Below are 17231 nucleotides of genomic sequence, written 5' to 3' on the forward strand. Positions count from 1 at the left end.
GTGACCGATCGATCGATCGCTTCCACTGAACGCCGAGGGAGAACTCGTCATGACTGCAACAGGCCGCCGGTTCGAGACCGTGGGGTACGACGTCACGGCGGGGATCGCCACGATCACCCTCGACCGGCCGACGCGCCGCAACGCCTTCACGCTCGGCATGGGCATCGACCTGCTGGACGCGCTCGACGAGGTCGACCGCGACGACGACGTGCGCGCCGTGGTGGTGGCCGGATCGGGTCGTGACTTCTGCGTGGGCGCCGACCTCGACGAGGGGTTCGTGGCAGATCCGGCGATCAGCCCGATCCATCGCGAGTTCATCGAGCGCACCGGCACGGTCGAGGGTCTGCCGCGGGACGGCGGCGGCGTCCTGGCCCTGCGGATCGCGGGCTGCACCAAGCCGGTCGTCGCGGCCGTGCGCGGTGCGGCAGTCGGGGTCGGCGCGACCATGACGCTGCCGATGGATGTACGCGTGGCCGGTGAGAGCACGCGGTTCGGCTTCGTGTTCGCCCGTCGCGGCATCGTGCCCGACGCGACGGCCTCCTGGTACCTGCCGCGGATCGTCGGCATCGCCACCGCGCTCGAGTGGTTCGTGACGGGCCGACTCGTCGACTCCGCGGAGGCGCTGGCGGCCCGACTCGTGACGCACCGGGTGCCGGACGACGAGGTCGAGGACCGCGCCCGCAGCATCGCGGAGGAGATCGTCGCGAACACCTCGCCCGTCGCGGTGGCCGCGGGCCGGCGCATGCTCTGGGAGGCGATGAGCATGCCGCACCCGTGGGCCGCGCACGTGCTGGAGACCGTGACGATCGCCGAGCTCGTGGAGGGCCCGGACGTGCAGGAGGGGGTGGCCGCCTTCCGCGAGCGCCGACCCGCCCGGTTCGGCTCGACGTCCGCCGACGTGCCGGCGGTCGTGCCCGCCTGGTCGGAGCGCCCGACCGATGCCTCGCACGGCGCCTCGGACGGGTCGGCGTGACCGAGGGCATCGCCGGCGTCGACCACGCGGTGCTCGAGCAGTGGCTGTCGCGACACGCGTCGGTCACGGTGCCCGTGCGGGCGCGACTGCTCACGGGCGCCCGCTCCAACCTGACCTACCTGCTCGAGGCCGCCGACGGCCAGCGGTACGCCCTACGTCGTCCGCCGACCGGTGCCGTGCTGGCGTCGGCGCACGACATGGCGCGGGAGTGGCGGTTCATCTCGGCGCTGGCCGACACCCCGGTGCCCGTCGCCCGGCCCGTGGCGTGGTGCGACGACCGGGAGGTCAGCGACGCCGACCTCTACGTCATGTCCTTCGTCGAGGGGGTCGTGCTCGACTCCGAGTCGAGTGCCGGTGCGATGGCCGGTCCGGTGCGCCGTCGCGCGAGCGAGGACCTCGTCCGTGTCCTGGCCGAGCTGCACGCCGTGGACGCCGAGGCGCTGGGCCTGGGGGATCGTCAGCGGGCCGAGGGCTACGTCGCCCGACAGCTCAAGCGTTGGTCGGCGCAGATCGAGCTCCTCGATCCGCCGGAACGGGCCACGCTGCTGGAGGGCGCGGCGCTCCTCGGAGATCGCATCCCGCCGCAGCGCACGGGCGTCGTGCACGGTGACTTCCGGCCGGGGAACCTGGCGCTCGGCCCCGACGGCGCGGTGCGGGCGGTGTTCGACTGGGAGCTGGCTACGGTCGGCGACGTCCACGCCGACCTGGGTTGGCTCGTGGCGACCTGGGCCGAGCCGGGGAAGGACCTCCCGCGGCTCATCGTGGGGCCGACCGGCGACGGCGGGTTCCTGACGCGCGCCGAGCTCGTGGCGGCGTACGAGAAAGCCGCTGGTGCCACGGTGCCCGACCTGGACTTCTACGTCGCCTTCGCGCACTGGCGGTTGTGCTGCATCACGGTCGGGGTGCGCCACCGCTACCAGGAGGGGGCGATGGCCGACGACGGCTTCGACGGCGAGAGCCTCACCGAGGGCATCGGGTGGTGGTCGCAGCGCGTCGTCGAGATGATGGCGCGCTGAGCGGCGCACCACGTCGGACCGCCGGCCGACTCATCGACCCGGGTCGACCTGCCGCGGGTCGTCGTCGTCGATCTGCTCGGCGAGGAACCGTGGGTTGCTCGTGCGGAGCCGGTCGGCCGTGGTGGCCCGCAGGAGCGCCAGGAGGTCCGGGTCCGGATCGACCTCGCGGCGGCGCAGCTGCAGCGCGAGCTCACGCTCGTCGGCCACGCCGCGTTCGGTGAGCGCCTGCTCGAATCGCTCCTCGGCGTCGGACGCCTGCGTGAGCTCGCGTTCGAGCATCGACAGCAGGTTCGCCGCGACGCGGGCGCGAAACGCGAGCTCGGCGTCGGGGTTCGTCACGACCTCCTCGCGGAGCCAGTCGCGGACGGCGACGACGATCTCGGGGGCGTTCGGGAAGGTATGCAGCATCAGCTCTCCTCGTCGATCATCCGGAGCAGGTCGTGCTCCTGCTCCACGACGCGGCGGCCCACGGCGGCCAGCTCCACCGATCGTGTCGTGCCGCGGAAGTGACGACTGGCCTGGAAGATCGCGTTGACGCCCCACGACAGCGTGCCGGCGATCTGCCACCAACGGACTCGATCGGGGTCGACGTACCCGCCCCCGGCGGCCTCGTAGGCCTCGAACAGCTCGGCGAACGACCCCACCCCGGCCACCGGGTGCGGTCCACCGAAACGCCAGGCACGGATGCCGAGGTAGCCGAGGTCCTCCAGCGGGTCACCGGAGTGGACCAGCTCCCAGTCGAGCACCGCCGTGAGCCCGGCCGGGCCGACGAGCACGTTGCCCAGCCGGAAGTCGCCGTGCACGAGTCGCGCCGGCACGGGGGAGGGTCGCCGGTCGGCGAGCCAGCGGAAGGCGAGGTCGATGACCGGACGCGGCACGTCGGTCTCGACGTACCGCTGCCACAGGACCTCCATGCCGTCGGGCGCGAGGTCGTCGGCGACCTCACCGGGATCGATCGAGTGGATCGCGGCAGCCGCGCGGCCGAGGTCTCGGGCCAGGACTCCGCGGGCCGCCGCGAAGGTGTCGTCGCGCAGGATCCGTCGCGCGAGCGCCTCCCCCTCGACGTGCTCCATCAGCAGGTACGGGGCGCCGACGACGTCCGAGCCCGAGCCGTGGTCGCGCAGCCGAGGGACGGGGACGCCGTGGCGGGCCGCGGCCTCGAGCGCCGCGGCCTCCTGCCGCATCTCGTCGGGTCGTGGCTCGGACGGCGGGTCGCGCCGCAGGACCAACGCCTCCCGCACGCCGTCGGGCTGCACCGCGGTGAGGCCCCACGTCTCACGACTGGCACCACCGGCCATCGGGTGCAGGTCCTCGACCCGGTGCCCGGCACCGGCGAGGTCGTCGAGGCGTCGCTCGAGCGCGCGAGCGAGCTCGGCCGTCGCGTCCCCGAGCCTCGCCGATCCGCTCATGCCGGTGGCGCGACCTTGCGTGGCCCGGCGAAGCCGAAGAGGTACCCGGCGACCTTGCGCATCTGGATCTCCTCGGACCCCTCGGTGATGCGGTAGCGGCGGTGGTGGCGGTAGATGTGCTCGAAGGGCTGGTTGCGCGAGTACCCCTCACCGCCGAAGACCTGGATCGCGCGGTCGGCGGCCTCGCACACCAGGCGGTTCGCCCGGTAGTTGGCCATCGCGACGATGTCGCTCACCTCGATCGGGTCGTCGACGCGGTCGAGCATCCAGGCGGCCTTGCGCACGAGTCCGCGCACCATCTCGGCCTCGGTCTGCAGCTCCACGAGCGGCCACTGCACCGCCTGGCGGCGCGACAGCGGCTGGCCGAAGGTGATGCGCTCGTTCGCCCGGGCGACGCTGCGGTCGATGCAGTACTGCGCGGCTCCCAGGCTGGAGGCCGCCTGGCGGATGCGGTTCTCGTGCACGAAGGCCTGCGCGATCGTGAGTCCCTGACCCTCGCCCCCCAGGATCGCGGCGTCCGGGACCCGCACGGCGTCGAGGCGCACGTTGGCGTGGTCGGTCGGCATGTTGAAGGTCCAGTCGTAGCTCGTGATCTCGAGCCCGGGCGTGGTCATCGGCACGACGAACGCCGTGATCCCGAGGGCATCACCGTCGGAGCCGCTCGTGCGGGCGAAGACGACGTCGTGCGTGGCGCGGTTGACGCCCGAGTTCCACCGCTTGGCGCCGTCGATGACCCAGTCGTCACCATCGCGGACGGCCCGGGTCTCCATCCACGTCGCGTCACTGCCGTGGTCGGGCTCGGTCAGCGCGAAGCCCACGAACGCCCCTCCGCTGATCATCGGCTCGAGCAGCTCGGCGACCTGGTCCGGGGTGCCGAACCGGTGCACGATGTGCGCGAACGGCAGGTTCGCCACGACCGACGACTCGTTCTGGAGGTCGTTGTGCAGACCAAGGCCCTTGGCGGCCAGGTGCTCGCGGACGATCGCGAGCTCCAGGTTGCCCGCGCCGGATCCGCCGACGTCCTCGGGCAGGGCGTAGCGGTAGAACCCGGCGGCATCGGCGAGGTCGCGCATCTGGTCGAGCAGGTCCTCCCAGGCGGCGGAGGGGATGCCGCCGGCCTCCCAGTCGGTGCGCGCCCACTCGCGGCGGTGGTCGAAGAACTGCTGGTGCTGCGCCTGCAGCGGCTCGATCTTCGCCGCGATGAACTCGTCGACCTCCTCGAGGAAGGTCGTCACGCCGGCGGGGAGGGTGAAGTCCATGGTGTCCCGATCGTTTAGGCAATACCGAATGATCGCTAGGGTAAACACTAAACGCTACAGTTGTCGAGGATCTGGCGAAGGCGAGGTGGAGACATGGCGGCAGGCGACACGGTCGAGGAACCGACGTCAGGTGCGGTGCTGCGCGCCGCGCGCACGGCGCGGGGCCTGAGCCTGCGGGCGGTCGCCGAGCAGACCAAGGTCAGCCCGGCGGCACTGAGCCAGTTCGAGACCGGCAAGTCCTCGCTCGCGGCCGAGCGCCTGGCCCAGGTCGCGGCCTTCCTGGGCGTCGAGATCGCGCTGCCGGCGGCAGCTCCGCACACGGAGGTCCCGGCCTTCCAGCACTGGCGCGCGTTCGATCCGCCGGCGTTCGATCCGGTGCTGCGGGCCGCGCTCGAGGTCTTCGTCGAGAAGGGCTACCACGGCGCCTCGATCCGGGAGATCGCCGAGCAGGCCCACCTCTCGGTGGCGGGGATCTACCACCACCACCCGAGCAAGCAGGCGTTGCTCGTGGCGCTCATGGAGTCCGGCATGCACGAGCTGCTCGACCGCAGCGAGGCGGCCCGCGCCGAGGGACACGATCCGCTCGACCGCGTGTGCCTCCTGGTCGAGGCGATCGTGCTCTGCCAGCTGCACCGCCAGCAGCAGGCCTTCCTGGGCGCCTCGGAGCTGCGGTCGCTCACCCCGCCCAACCTCGCCCGCCAGGTCGCGCTCCGCGATCGCCAGCAGGCCATGGTCGAGGGCGAGCTCGTGGCAGCCGTGGAGGCGGGTCAGGTCGAGGTCGCGCGTCCCGACGCCGCGGCCCGGGCCCTCGTCACGATGTGCACCGCCGTCGCCAGCTGGTACCGCCCCGGTGGCGGGATGGACCCGGACGAGGTCGCCGCGCAGTACGTCGAGTACGCCCTGCGCCTGCTGGGTCCCCCGCTCACCCGCTGACCGCGTCCACCCTTCGTGCCCCGATCACGCATGCCCGACCCCCTGAAGGAGAACCCATGAGCCCGAGCCTGAGACTCGCGAACCTCGACTACGACGTGGTCGACCACGTCGCGACGGTGCGGTTCAACCGGCCCGAGAAGCGCAATACGTTCACCAAGCAGATGGCGCTCGACATCGCCGAGGCGTTCGCCGCCTCGGACGCCGACGACGACGTGCGCGTCGTCGTGGTGACTGGCAGCGGGGGGCACTTCTGCGCCGGTGCCGACCTCGAGGCGGCGCTGAGCGGAACGCTGGGCGACAGCGACGAGTTCGCGACGACCGCGGGCGACATCACGGGGGTCGAGCGCGACTCCGGGGGATTCGCGGCGCTGGCGATCGCGCAGTCGCTCAAGCCCGTCGTCGCGGCCGTGTCCGGCTCGGCCGTCGGCATCGGCGCGACGCTGACCCTGCCGATGGACGTGCGGGTCGTCGGTGAGTCGACGCGGTACGGCTTCGTGTTCAACCGGCGGGCGCTCGTGCCGGAGGCCGCCTCGACGTGGTTCCTGCCGCGCGTGGTGTCGCCCGGCAAGGCGATGGAGTGGGTGCTGACGGGTCGCCTGGTCGGCGCCGACGAGGCGCTCACGTCAGGCCTGGCGAACCACGCGGTCGCCGACGACCAGGTCGAGGCGAAGGCGTTCGAGATCGCCCGGGAGATCGCCGACCACACCTCCGCGGTGTCGGTCTCGATGTCGCGCCAGATGCTGTGGCGCGGACTCGAGGTCGACTCGCCCTGGTACGCCCACGCGGCCGAGTCGCGAGCGCTCGCTGAACGGTTCGCGAGCGCCGACCTCGCCGAGGGCATCGGGTCCTTCTTCGAGAAGCGCACCCCGGCGTTCCCGATGACGGTCCCGTCCCAGCTCCCCGACGCTGTCGAGCGCCCCGCGCAGCGTCCGCAGGACGTCTGACCCCGACGCCAGGGGCTGTTCAACCGCAATTCCTCATGATATTAAGACGTGAGGCCGTCAGCGCGACCGGCGGTTTCGCCTCCGGACCGGACGGTGACGTCTGGCCAAGTGTGACGCGCGTCGCACCAGCAGACTGCGCGGATTACGAAAGGGTAACGTTCACCGAATGAACGATGAGATCGAGTCGCAGGCGACCGCGCCTGCCGCCGTCATCGGGGTGGTCCGGGAGACTGCTCCGGGCGAGACCCGGGTCGCCGGAACTCCTGCCACCGTGGTCCAGCTGATCAAGCTCGGCTACCGCGTGGCCGTCGAGACCGGGGCCGGCGCCAAGTCCAGCTTCACCGACGAGGCGTACGCCGAGGCCGGGGCCGACGTCACCGACACGGCCGCCGCCTGGGGCGCCGACGTCGTGCTCAAGGTCAACGCGCCGAGCACGGGCGAGATCGCGCAGCTCAAGGACGATGCGATCGTCGCGAGCTTCATCGCCCCCGCGCTGAACCCGGACCTCCTCGCAGCCCTGTCGCAGCGCTCCATCACCGCCTTCGCGATGGACGCCGTGCCGCGCATCTCGCGCGCGCAGTCGATGGACGTCCTGAGCTCGATGGCCAACATCGCCGGCTACCGCGCCGTCGTCGAGGCCGCCCACGAGTTCGGCCGCTTCTTCACCGGCCAGGTCACCGCCGCCGGCAAGGTCCCGCCCGCCAAGGTCCTCGTGGCCGGCGCCGGCGTGGCCGGCCTCGCCGCGATCGGTGCGGCGTCGAGCCTCGGCGCCATCGTGCGGGCCACCGACCCGCGCCCGGAGGTCGCCGACCAGGTCAAGTCGATCGGCGGCGAGTACCTCAAGGTCGACGTCGACGTCGAGGAGTCGACCGACGGCTACGCCAAGGCCACCAGCGAGGACTACGACCGCCGCGCGGCCGAGATCTACTCCGAGCAGGCCGCTGACGTCGACATCATCATCACCACGGCGCTGATCCCGGGCCGGGCAGCACCGGTCCTGATCACCGAGGCCGACGTCGCGAGCATGAAGGCCGGCAGCGTGCTGGTCGACATGGCGGCGGCGAATGGCGGCAACATCGCCGGCTCGGTCGCGGGCGAGAAGGTCGTCACCGCCAACGGCGTCACGATCATCGGCTACACCGACCTCGCCGGTCGCCTCCCCACGCAGGCCTCGCAGCTGTACGGCACGAACCTCGTCAACCTGCTGAAGCTGCTCACGCCCGGCAAGGACGGCCAGCTCGTCCTCGACTTCGACGACGTCGTGCAGCGCGGCGTCACGGTCGTGCGCGACGGCCAGACCACGTGGCCCCCGCCCGAGGTCAAGGTCTCGGCGGCCCCGGCCGCCGCTCCCGTCAAGGCTCCTGAGCCGGCTCCCGAGAAGCCCAAGGCCACGCCGTTGGCCAAGGGGCTGCTGATCGGCGCCGGCATCCTCGCGCTGTTCCTCGTGAACGCCTTCGCGCCGCAGCCGCTCCCGCAGCACTTCACCGTGCTCGTGCTCTCGATCGTCATCGGCTACTACGTGATCGGCAAGGTGCACCACGCGCTGCACACCCCACTCATGAGCGTGACCAACGCGATCAGCGGCATCATCGTGGTCGGCGCCCTGGTGCAGATCACCAGCGATGACCTCGCGATCCAGCTGCTCGCCTTCATCGCCGTCCTGCTCGCCAGCATCAACGTCTTCGGCGGCTTCGCCGTGACCCGACGCATGCTCAGCATGTTCTCGAAGGGCTGATCCATGACTGTCGAATCCGCCGCAACAGCGGCCTACATCGTCGCGGCGCTGCTCTTCATCCTGAGCCTCGCCGGACTGAGCAAGCACGAGACCGCCCGGTCGGGCGTCGTCTTCGGCATCGCGGGCATGACGATCGCCCTGGGCGCCACGATCATCGCCGCGATCGACGGCGCCGAGGCCCTCGGCATCGTCCTGCTGCTGGTCGCCGTCGCGATCGGTGGTGCGATCGGCCTGTGGCGGGCCCGCATCGTCGAGATGACCGGCATGCCCGAGCTCATCGCGCTGCTGCACAGCTTCGTCGGCCTCGCCGCGGTGCTGGTCGGCTGGAACGGCTACCTCGAGCACGGCTCGTTCCCCTCGCAGTCGCTCGAGGACATCCACAACGCCGAGGTCTTCATCGGCGTCTTCATCGGTGGCGTCACGTTCACCGGGTCGATCGTGGCCAACCTCAAGCTCAGCGCGAAGATCAGCTCCTCGCCGCTGGTGCTGCCGGGCAAGAACCTGCTCAACGTCGGCGCGCTGGTGCTCTTCCTGGCGCTCACGGTCTGGTTCGTCATCTCGCCGGCACTGTGGCTGCTGATCCTGGTCACGATCGTGGCGCTCGCCCTCGGCTGGCACCTCGTGGCCTCGATCGGCGGCGGCGACATGCCCGTCGTCGTGTCGATGCTCAACAGCTACTCCGGTTGGGCCGCGGCGGCCGCGGGCTTCCTGCTCAACAACGACCTGCTGATCGTCACGGGTGCGCTCGTCGGCTCCTCGGGTGCCTACCTGAGCTACATCATGTGCAAGGCGATGAACCGCTCGTTCATCTCCGTCATCGCCGGCGGCTTCGGCATCGAGGCCAAGGGTGGCGACGACACCGAGTACGGCGAGCACCGGGAGATCACCGCGCAGGAGACCGCCGAGATGCTGACGAACGCCACCAGCGTCGTCATCACGCCGGGCTACGGCATGGCCGTCGCGCAGGCGCAGTACCCCGTCGCCGACCTCACCAAGAAGCTGCGCGAGCGCGGCGTCGAGGTGCGCTTCGGCATCCACCCCGTCGCGGGTCGCCTGCCGGGCCACATGAACGTGCTCCTGGCCGAGGCGAAGGTGCCGTACGACATCGTCCTCGAGATGGACGAGATCAACGACGACCTCGCGTCGACGTCGGTCGTGCTCGTGATCGGTGCCAACGACACCGTCAACCCGGCGGCCGCCGACGACCCGAGCAGCCCCATCGCGGGCATGCCCGTGCTGCACGTCTGGGAGTCCGAGAACGTCATCGTGTTCAAGCGCTCGATGGCCGCGGGCTACGCGGGCGTCCAGAACCCGCTGTTCTTCCGCGAGAACACGCAGATGCTGTTCGGTGACGCGAAGGACCGGGTCGAGGACATCATCCGCGCGCTGTGACGCTGGCAACCGCTGGTTGAGGTGTGAGTGCGCTCTGGCGCGCGAGCCTCGAAACCTCCGAGGTTTCGAGGCTCCTCGCTAGAGCTCGTCGCGCCTCAACCAGCGGGTTGTCCGATGCGGGGTGGGTCAGTCGACCTGCATCTCGCCGAGCTCGGACCAGCCGTCGATGTCGAGCACGCCGTTGATGACCTTCGGCGTCTGCTCCAGATAGGGCGGCAGGTCGGTCTGCGCCTGCGTGAAGTGGTCGGAGTTCACGTGCGCGCCCGCGGCGTCGTCGTCGAACGCCTCCAGGAGCACGTACTTCTGCGGGTCGTCGACGCTGCGCGACCACTCGAACCAGTGGTTGCCGGCCTCGGCGCGCGTGGCCTCGGTGAAGGCGCGGGTGATCTCGGGCCAGTTGTCGGCGTGCTCTGGCTTCACGCGGAACGTGGCGGTGATGACGATCATGGGGCCTCCTGAAGCGGTGGGGACGGGGTCGCGCTCAGCCTGTCAGGGGTGGACCAAGCCTGCCCGTCAAGCTGTGGTCGAGCGGAAATCGAGGCCCTTGAGCCGCAGACCGTGGCATGCTGCGACACGTGACACCAGATCGACCCGCATCCGCGACGACGGAGCGATCCTTCTGGATCGGGGACCGTCCGACCTCGCCGTGGCTGTACGGCGTGTGGCTGGCGTGGTGCGTCTGGCAGATCAACCTGGGTCTGGTCGACCAGAGCACGTTCCGGACTTTGGTCCCGGTGGGTTTTCTCGCGTTCGTCGTTCTGATGTGGTGGCTTGAACGAAGGTGGTGGCGTCGCCACGGGGCCATCGAGAGCGATGAGCCTCAGTCGACGACTCCATAAAGTCGGTCGCCCGCGTCGCCGAGGCCGGGGACGATGTAGCCGTTCTCGTCGAGCCGGTCGTCGACGCCCGCCAGCACGAGGTTGACGGGCACGCCGATGCTCTCCAGCTCGCGCTCGATCCGGGCGATGCCCTCCGGCGCGGCCAGCAGGCACACGGCCGTGATGTGGTCGGCACCGCGCTTGACGAGGAACCCGATCGCTGCGGCCAGCGAGCCGCCCGTCGCGAGCATCGGGTCGAGCACGTAGCACTGGCGACCGGACAGGTCGTCCGGCAGGCGCTCGGCGTACGTGTCGGCCTCGAGGGTCTCCTCGTTGCGGATCATGCCGAGGAAGCCGACCTCGGCCGTGGGCAGCAGACGCTGCATGCCCTCGAGCATGCCGAGCCCGGCGCGCAGGATCGGCACGACGAGCGGTCGCGGCTCCGACAGGCGGACGCCCGTGGCTGCGGCGACGGGGGTGTGCACCTCGACGGTCTCGACGCGGACGTCGCGCGTGGCCTCGTAGGCGAGGAGGGTCACGAGCTCCTCGGTGAGCCGACGGAAGGTCGGTGAGTCGGTGCGCTCGTCGCGCAGCACGGTGAGCTTGTGCGAGATGAGCGGATGGTCGGCGACGTGGACCTGCATGGTGCTGAGCGTAGTGCCGGGCGTGGCCCACGTGGGCGCGCGTCGTCTGGGACGATCGGCACATGGATGCCGCCGGTGCGTGGGAGCCCGCGATGCGGCTCGCCCTCGACGAGGCCCGCGGTGCGCTCACGTCCGGTGACGTGCCGGTCGGCGCCGTCGTGCTCGACCCGGCCGGCGAGGTCATCGGCCGCGGTCGCAACACCCGGGAGCGTGACGCCGACCCCACGGGTCATGCGGAGGTCGTCGCGATCCGCGATGCTGCGGCCGCTCGCGGGGAGTGGCGCCTCGAGCACTGCACCCTGGTCGTGACGCTCGAGCCGTGCACGATGTGTGCTGGAGCCGTGGTCGCGTCCCGGGTCGGCACGCTCGTGTTCGGCGCCTGGGACGACAAGGCCGGAGCGGTCGGTTCGCTCTGGGACGTCGTGCGCGACCGGCGACTGAACCACCGCCCGGAGGTCGTCTCCGGCGTGCTGGCCGAGGAGTCGTCGGCTCTCCTGACCGGATTCTTCGCCCAGCACCGCTGACCCGGATCGTCAGGGAACAGGGTCGCGGCGCGGGCGGTTGACGATGGTGTGAGGCTCTCCCTGCTCGACCGCTCGCGCACCCGCGCCGGCCGACCCGAGGCCGAGGGCCTGACCGGCTCGGTCGACCGGGCCGTGCACGCCGAGCAGGCCGGGTACGAGCGATTCTGGGTCGCCGAGCACCACGCCGTGCCCGGCATCGCGAGCGGCGCCCCCGCGGTGCTCCTCGCCGCGATCGGTGCGGCGACTCAGGCGATCCGGATCGGGTCCGGTGGCGTCATGCTGCCCAATCACCAGCCGCTCGTCGTGGCCGAGCAGTTCGCGATGCTGCAGGCGCTCAACCCCGGTCGAGTCGACCTCGGCATCGGCCGCTCGCTCGGCTTCACCGCCCCGGTGCGCGAGGCGCTGCGGCAGGTCGAGGCCGACACCTACGAGGACGACCTTCACGAGCTGCTCGCACTGCTGACCGGTACAGGGGCAGTCACCGTGCACCCCGTCGTCGACCCGGTCGTGCCGGTCTCGCTCCTCGCGACGGGCCGTGGCACCCAGGTCGCGGCGCAGCTGGGGCTGCCGGTCGTGATCGGTGGCCCCGTGCTGTGGGGCGACGACATCGGGCGGGTGCTCGCCGAGTACCGGCGCGACTTCCGGCCGAGCGACCACGCGCGCGAGCCGCACGTGACGGTGTCGCTCGACGTCACCGTGGCCGCCGACGACGCCGCGGCTCGGGACCTGGCGCTGCCCGAGGTCTGGGCGATGGCGCGATCACGCCAGACCGGTGAGTTCCCGCCGCTGGAGTCGGTCGAGGCCATCCGGGCGCAGCCGTGGAACGACCAGCTGCGGCGCCGGGTCGAGAAGGGTCTCGGCCAGGCCGTGGCTGGATCGCCGGCGACCGTGCGGGCAGCGCTCGCGGAGCTCGAGACCCGCACGGGTGCCGACGAGCTCATGGCGTCGACCTCGACCCACGACCGCGACGCGCTCCTGGAGTCGGATCGATTGCTGCGCGACCTCGTGGCGTGAACCGCGAGGACGGTCAGGACGCGGCTGGCGGTGAGGCGGCCGCCGGTACGCGCGTGGCGAGGTCGTAGAGCCGCGACTCGAGGGTCGTGAAGCGGCTCTCCATGGCCACGAAGCGGGTGTCGATCGACGCAAAACCGGCGCGCATCTCGTCGCGGAGGCTGGCCTCGACTCGGTCGATCTTGCTGTCGAGGCCGTCGATGCGGGCGTCGAGCTTGTCGATGCGGACCTCGAGCCGGTCGATGCGGACCTCGAGCCGGTCGATGCGCTCCCCGAGCGTCGCGAGACCGAGGGTCAGGCTGCGGCTCAGATAGGCCACCACGCCCAAGGACGTGGCGAGAAACGTCACGAGAGTGACGAGCTGCTCGGCGTCCACGGTCACCATTCCTTCAGTCTGCAACAGCAGTGGGGCGTTGACCAGCACGCTACGACGGGCCTCGGACGTGCGCCCGCAGTGTCGGCCAGGCCTGTGGACATACGCCGCGTGTGCACCACCGCGGGGGAATACCGCAGGCGATTGAGTAGTTGAAACATGAACTACTACGTGAGAGGCTTGTGCCATGACCAGCATGCAGTTCGGCATCTTCACCGTCGGTGACATCACGCGTGACCCGGTCGCGGGCACGACGATCTCCGAGCACCAGCGCATCAAGAACACCGTCGAGATCGCGAAGAAGGCCGAGGAGGTGGGCCTGGACGTGTTCGCCACGGGGGAGCACCACAACCCGCCGTTCATGTCCTCGAGCCCCACGACGACGCTCGCGCACATCGGCGCGCAGACCGAGAAGTTGCTGCTGACGACGTCGACGACGCTCATCACGACCAACGACCCGGTGCGCCTCGCCGAGGACTACGCGACCCTGCAGCACCTCGTCGACGGTCGCATGGACCTCATGCTCGGCCGGGGCAACACCGCGCCCGTCTACCCGTGGTTCGGCTACGACGGCAGCAAGGCCGTCGAGCTCACGATCGAGCACTACCAGCTGCTGCGCCGCCTCTGGGACGAGGACGTCGTGAGCTGGGAGGGCAAGTTCCGCACCGCGCTGCAGAGCTTCACGGCCACCCCGCGCCCGCTCGACGGCGTCGCGCCGTTCGTGTGGCACGGCTCGATCCGCACCCCCGAGGTCGCCGAGCTCGCCGCGTACTACGGCGACGGCTACTTCGCGAACAACATCTTCTGGCCGAAGGAGCACTACATCCGGCTGATCAACTTCTACCGCCAGCGCTACGCGCACTACGGCCACGGCCAGCCGCACCAGGCGATCGTGGGCCTCGGCGGTCAGTTCTTCATGCGCAAGAACAGCCAGGACGCGGTCAACGAGTTCCGCCCCTACTTCGACAACGCCCCGGTCTACGGCCACGGCCCGTCGATGGAGGACTTCACGGAGCAGACGCCGCTCACGGTCGGCAGCCCGCAGCAGTTCATCGAGAAGACCCTGACGTTCGCCGACTTCTTCGGCGACTACCAGCGCCAGCTCTTCCTCGTCGACCACGCGGGCCTGCCGCAGAAGATCGTGCTGGAGCAGCTCGACATGCTCGGCGAGGTCCTGCCCACCCTGCGCGCGGAGTTCGACGCGCGCCGTCCGACCGACGTGCCGGACGCGCCCACCCACGCCGCCCGCGTGGCCGCGCGCGACGCGGCCCTCGCGGCGCCGGTCGGGGAGCAGGTCACGGCATGACGACGCGACGGATCGTCGTCGTCTCGGCGGGCGTCAGCGACGCCTCGAGCAGCACGCTGCTCGCCGGGCAGATCGCCTCGGCGATCACCCGGGCCGACGCGGCGGTCTCGATCGAGACCGTCGAGCTGCGCCCCTTGGCGCACGACGTGATCGACGCGTCGATCACCGGGTTCGCGTCGCCGCGGCTGCAGCACGTGCACGACCTGGTCTCGCAGGCCGATGGGCTCGTCGTGGTGTCGCCGGTCTACAAGGCGTCGTACACGGGTCTGTTCAAGGCGTTCTTCGACGCGATCGACCAGGACGTCCTGGTGGGCAAGACCGTGCTGCTCGGCGCCACGGGTGGCACGGCGCGCCACTCGCTCGCGCTCGACTTCGCGATGCGACCGCTGTTCGCCTACCTGCAGGCCGTCGTCGTGCCCACCGGTGTCTTCGCCTCCCCGCACGACTGGGGCAGCGCGGGCGCCGGCGCACTCGAGTCGCGGGTCGAGCGTGCGGTGGGCGAGATGGTGTCGCTGCTCGGCGGGTCCGGCTCGGGCCGGTCCGCGAGCGACGACATCGACCTGTTCAGCGAGACGATGCTGAGCATCTCCGACCCGCGTCGCGACTAGCCCGTTCCGGCCGGAAGCATCTTCGGCTCGGGTGCGTTGAACACCGGCGTACCCGAACCACAGGAGCTTGCATGAACCAGCCGACCGCGTCCGCCGCAGGAACCTTCGCCCTGGGAGGCGACCTCCCCGTCAACCGTCTCGGGTACGGCGCCATGCAGATCACGGGCGACGGGGTGTGGGGATGGCCGAAGGACCGTGACGGCGCGATCGCCGTGCTGCGCCGAGCGGTCGAGCTCGGCGTCACGCTGTTCGACACCGCCGACTCGTACGGCCCCACGGTCTCCGAGGAGCTGATCAAGGAGGCCCTGCACCCGTACGCCGACGACGTCGTGATCGCGACGAAGGCCGGCCTGACGCGCACGGGCCCCGCCGAGTGGATCCCCGTCGGCCGCCCCGCCTACCTCAAGCAGCAGGTCGAGCTGAGCCTGCGCCGGCTCGGGCTGGAGCGGATCGACCTGATCCAGCTGCACCGCATCGACCCGGAGGTGCCTGTCGCCGACCAGGTGGGCGCGTTCAAGGAGCTGCAGGACGAGGGCAAGGTGCGCCACATCGGTCTGAGCGAGGTCGACGTCGCGCAGCTCAAGGAGGCGCAGAAGACGGCCGAGATCGTGTCGGTGCAGAACCTCTACAACTTGGCGCACCGTGACGCGCAGGAGCTGCTGGACCACTGCACGGCCGAGAACATCGCGTTCATCCCGTGGTTCCCGCTCGCGACCGGCGAGCTCGCGGCGACCGACGGTCCGCTCACCGAGCTCGCGAGCGACCACGGCACGAGCCCGTCGCAGCTCGCACTGGCCTGGCTGCTGCACCGCTCGCCCGTCGTGCTGCCGATCCCCGGCACCAAGAGCGTCGACCACCTCGAGGACAACGTGGCCGCCGCGGCGCTGGAGCTGAGCCAGGACGAGGTCGACGCGCTCACCGCCGCCGTCTGATCACCACCGCGAAGCGCCCGCTGACCATGGGTCGGGGGGCGCTTCACGTTCAGCCCCGGTGGTTGAGGTGTGAGGAGCTCTCGGCGACGAGCCTCGAAGCCACCCCCACACCCCCCCACCGGGGCCTCGACTCAGCCCACCGGGCCGGTGCCGAGCGTGACCGTCACGGTCTGCTCGGCACCGTTCGCGTCGACCCACGTCACGGTCACGTCGTCGCCCGGGGCGTGCTCGGCGATGAGGTCGGACAGCTCGTCGGCCGTGGCCACCGGCGTGCCGTCGAAGGCCGTGATGGTGCTCCCGGCCGGGATCCGCGCCTGTGCCGCCGCGGAGTCCTCGAGCGTTCCCGCCACGAGCGGCAGCTGCGACTGCGGGTCGAGCTGCACCCCGAGGAAGGCGCTGTCGCCGATGTGGATCGTGTCGGACGCCTCGCCCGCGACGATCTGGCGGACGATCCGGACGGCGTCGTCGATCGGCACGGCGTAGCCGACGATGTCGGCCTGGCCCTGCGAGGCGGCGGTGGTCATGCCGATGACCTCGCCGTCGGCGTCGAGCAGCACACCGCCGGAGTCCCCCGACACGACGTCGGCGTCGACCTCGATCAGTCCGGTGAGCTCCTCGGACCCGGTGGCGGACCGCGCAGTGATCGTCAGGTCGAGGTCGGTGACGACCCCGGCGGCGGCGCTGGCCGCGCCGCCGTCGCCGTTCGCGTTGCCGACGGCCACGATCTCGTCGCCGACCGCGACCTGTTCGTTCCGGTCCAGGTCGACCGGCGTCAGGTCGGAGGCACCCTGGAGCTGCAGGACCGCGACGTCGGCGGAGTCGTCGTGGCCGACGACGTCGGCCTCGAAGGTCTCGCCCGTGCTGACGACCTCGACCTCGATGCTCGTGGCGCCCTCGATCACGTGGTGGTTGGTGAGGATCGTGCCGTTCGAGGTGAGGATCATGCCGGTGCCCGCACCGCCACCGTCGCCGTAGCCGACGACGGTGTTGATGTACACGAGGCCCTCTTCCTGCGCCGCCGTCGCGTCGGTGGCGAGGGAGCTGGCGTTCTGGGTCTGGCTGTCGTCGCCCGGCTGCAGCTCGACGAGGCCGGGCATCGCGATGGTGCTGCTGTCGTCGCGCGCCTCGGTGATCGCGAGGGCGACACCGGTGACGCCCAGGACCATCGCGGCCCCGAGACCCACGATCGCGGCGGCCAGGCCGGCGTGGGTCGAGGTGCTGGTCGGGCGCCGATCGAACGGCGGGGGCGGCGTCGGTGCGGCCGCGGCAGGGGGCGCCGGCGGCGGGGTGAGGGGGGCGGCGCCTTGGTCGCCGTGCGTCTCGGGCCGGGGTGTCGTCTCGTCGCTCACGGGGC

General features: G+C 71.0%; 18 protein-coding genes. 11 read left to right on the forward strand and 7 right to left on the reverse strand.

Annotation, left to right across the window (positions count from 1 at the left end):
• The first annotated feature begins 49 nt into the window (after positions 1-49).
• Together V6S66_RS00870 and V6S66_RS00875 are read left to right on the forward strand one after the other, a co-directional pair.
• Complete coding sequence (locus tag V6S66_RS00870; RefSeq protein ID WP_334204892.1) at positions 50-973, forward strand: enoyl-CoA hydratase-related protein; 924 nt, start codon at positions 50-52, stop codon at positions 971-973.
• Positions 970-1989, forward strand: coding sequence for a phosphotransferase family protein (locus V6S66_RS00875; RefSeq protein ID WP_334204893.1), 1020 nt, complete (start codon positions 970-972; stop codon positions 1987-1989). Before V6S66_RS00870 ends, V6S66_RS00875 begins: the two co-directional genes overlap by 4 nt.
• Positions 1990-2019: 30 nt before the next feature.
• Here V6S66_RS00875 and V6S66_RS00880 read toward each other — a convergent pair whose 3' ends face one another.
• Genes V6S66_RS00880 through V6S66_RS00890 form a run of 3 tightly spaced genes read right to left on the reverse strand, consistent with a single transcriptional unit; the run spans position 2020 to position 4657 of the window.
• Positions 2020-2397 carry a DUF6285 domain-containing protein gene (locus V6S66_RS00880; protein WP_334204894.1) on the reverse strand — a complete coding sequence of 126 codons (378 nt, stop codon included), beginning with the start codon at positions 2395-2397 and terminating at the stop codon, positions 2020-2022.
• On the reverse strand, positions 2397-3398 hold the full coding sequence (locus tag V6S66_RS00885; protein WP_334204895.1) for a phosphotransferase family protein: 1002 nt from the start codon (positions 3396-3398) through the stop codon (positions 2397-2399). The genes V6S66_RS00880 and V6S66_RS00885 overlap by 1 nt, the downstream gene beginning before the upstream one ends.
• Positions 3395-4657 (reverse strand): acyl-CoA dehydrogenase family protein, encoded by a 1263-nt coding sequence (locus tag V6S66_RS00890; protein ID WP_334204896.1) that lies wholly within the window; start codon positions 4655-4657, stop codon positions 3395-3397. Before V6S66_RS00890 ends, V6S66_RS00885 begins: the two co-directional genes overlap by 4 nt.
• Positions 4658-4750: 93 nt before the next feature.
• Between V6S66_RS00890 and V6S66_RS00895 the strand changes: the two genes are divergently transcribed.
• From V6S66_RS00895 to pntB, 4 genes are all read left to right on the forward strand, one after another.
• Positions 4751-5590, forward strand: a complete 840-nt coding sequence (locus V6S66_RS00895) for a TetR family transcriptional regulator (RefSeq protein ID WP_334204897.1) — start codon at positions 4751-4753, stop codon at positions 5588-5590.
• A 56-nt stretch (positions 5591-5646) separates the two neighbouring features.
• The gene (locus V6S66_RS00900) at positions 5647-6534 is read left to right on the forward strand and encodes an enoyl-CoA hydratase-related protein (protein WP_334204898.1); all 888 of its coding nucleotides are present in this window, start codon (positions 5647-5649) and stop codon (positions 6532-6534) included.
• Between the two features lie 166 nt (positions 6535-6700).
• The gene (locus tag V6S66_RS00905) at positions 6701-8269 is read left to right on the forward strand and encodes a Re/Si-specific NAD(P)(+) transhydrogenase subunit alpha (RefSeq protein ID WP_334204899.1); all 1569 of its coding nucleotides are present in this window, start codon (positions 6701-6703) and stop codon (positions 8267-8269) included.
• A 3-nt stretch (positions 8270-8272) separates the two neighbouring features.
• A complete protein-coding gene (gene pntB, locus V6S66_RS00910; RefSeq protein WP_334204900.1) occupies positions 8273-9661 on the forward strand; it encodes a Re/Si-specific NAD(P)(+) transhydrogenase subunit beta in 1389 nt (462 codons plus the stop codon).
• A gap of 126 nt (positions 9662-9787) precedes the next feature.
• On the opposite strand, the gene V6S66_RS00915 is transcribed toward pntB, so the two are convergent.
• The gene (locus tag V6S66_RS00915) at positions 9788-10108 is read right to left on the reverse strand and encodes a putative quinol monooxygenase (protein ID WP_334204901.1); all 321 of its coding nucleotides are present in this window, start codon (positions 10106-10108) and stop codon (positions 9788-9790) included.
• Positions 10109-10481: 373 nt separating this feature from the next.
• A complete protein-coding gene (gene upp / locus V6S66_RS00920; protein WP_334204902.1) occupies positions 10482-11123 on the reverse strand; it encodes a uracil phosphoribosyltransferase in 642 nt (213 codons plus the stop codon).
• 62 nt (positions 11124-11185) lie between these two features.
• On the opposite strand from upp, the gene V6S66_RS00925 reads away from it, so the two are divergent.
• A complete protein-coding gene (locus V6S66_RS00925; RefSeq protein WP_442885876.1) occupies positions 11186-11647 on the forward strand; it encodes a nucleoside deaminase in 462 nt (153 codons plus the stop codon).
• A gap of 48 nt (positions 11648-11695) precedes the next feature.
• Complete coding sequence (locus V6S66_RS00930; RefSeq protein ID WP_334204903.1) at positions 11696-12661, forward strand: MsnO8 family LLM class oxidoreductase; 966 nt, start codon at positions 11696-11698, stop codon at positions 12659-12661.
• Between the two features lie 13 nt (positions 12662-12674).
• Here the strand turns inward: V6S66_RS00930 and V6S66_RS00935 are convergent, their stop codons facing one another.
• A complete protein-coding gene (locus V6S66_RS00935; protein WP_334204904.1) occupies positions 12675-13043 on the reverse strand; it encodes a hypothetical protein in 369 nt (122 codons plus the stop codon).
• 184 nt (positions 13044-13227) lie between these two features.
• Here V6S66_RS00935 and V6S66_RS00940 point away from each other — a divergent pair, with 184 nt between their 5' ends.
• From V6S66_RS00940 to V6S66_RS00950, 3 genes are all read left to right on the forward strand, one after another.
• Entirely contained in the window at positions 13228-14337 is a 1110-nt protein-coding gene (locus tag V6S66_RS00940) for a CE1758 family FMN-dependent luciferase-like monooxygenase (protein WP_334207202.1), read from the forward strand.
• Positions 14334-14945, forward strand: a complete 612-nt coding sequence (locus V6S66_RS00945) for a CE1759 family FMN reductase (protein WP_334204905.1) — start codon at positions 14334-14336, stop codon at positions 14943-14945. Before V6S66_RS00940 ends, V6S66_RS00945 begins: the two co-directional genes overlap by 4 nt.
• A gap of 71 nt (positions 14946-15016) precedes the next feature.
• Positions 15017-15877 (forward strand): aldo/keto reductase, encoded by an 861-nt coding sequence (locus V6S66_RS00950; protein WP_334204906.1) that lies wholly within the window; start codon positions 15017-15019, stop codon positions 15875-15877.
• A gap of 131 nt (positions 15878-16008) precedes the next feature.
• On the opposite strand, the gene V6S66_RS00955 is transcribed toward V6S66_RS00950, so the two are convergent.
• Complete coding sequence (locus V6S66_RS00955) at positions 16009-17226, reverse strand: S1C family serine protease (protein ID WP_334204907.1); 1218 nt, start codon at positions 17224-17226, stop codon at positions 16009-16011.
• Positions 17227-17231: the final 5 nt, after the last annotated feature.

This window comes from Aeromicrobium sp. Sec7.5 (assembly GCF_036867135.1).
GTDB lineage: Bacteria > Actinomycetota > Actinomycetes > Propionibacteriales > Nocardioidaceae > Aeromicrobium.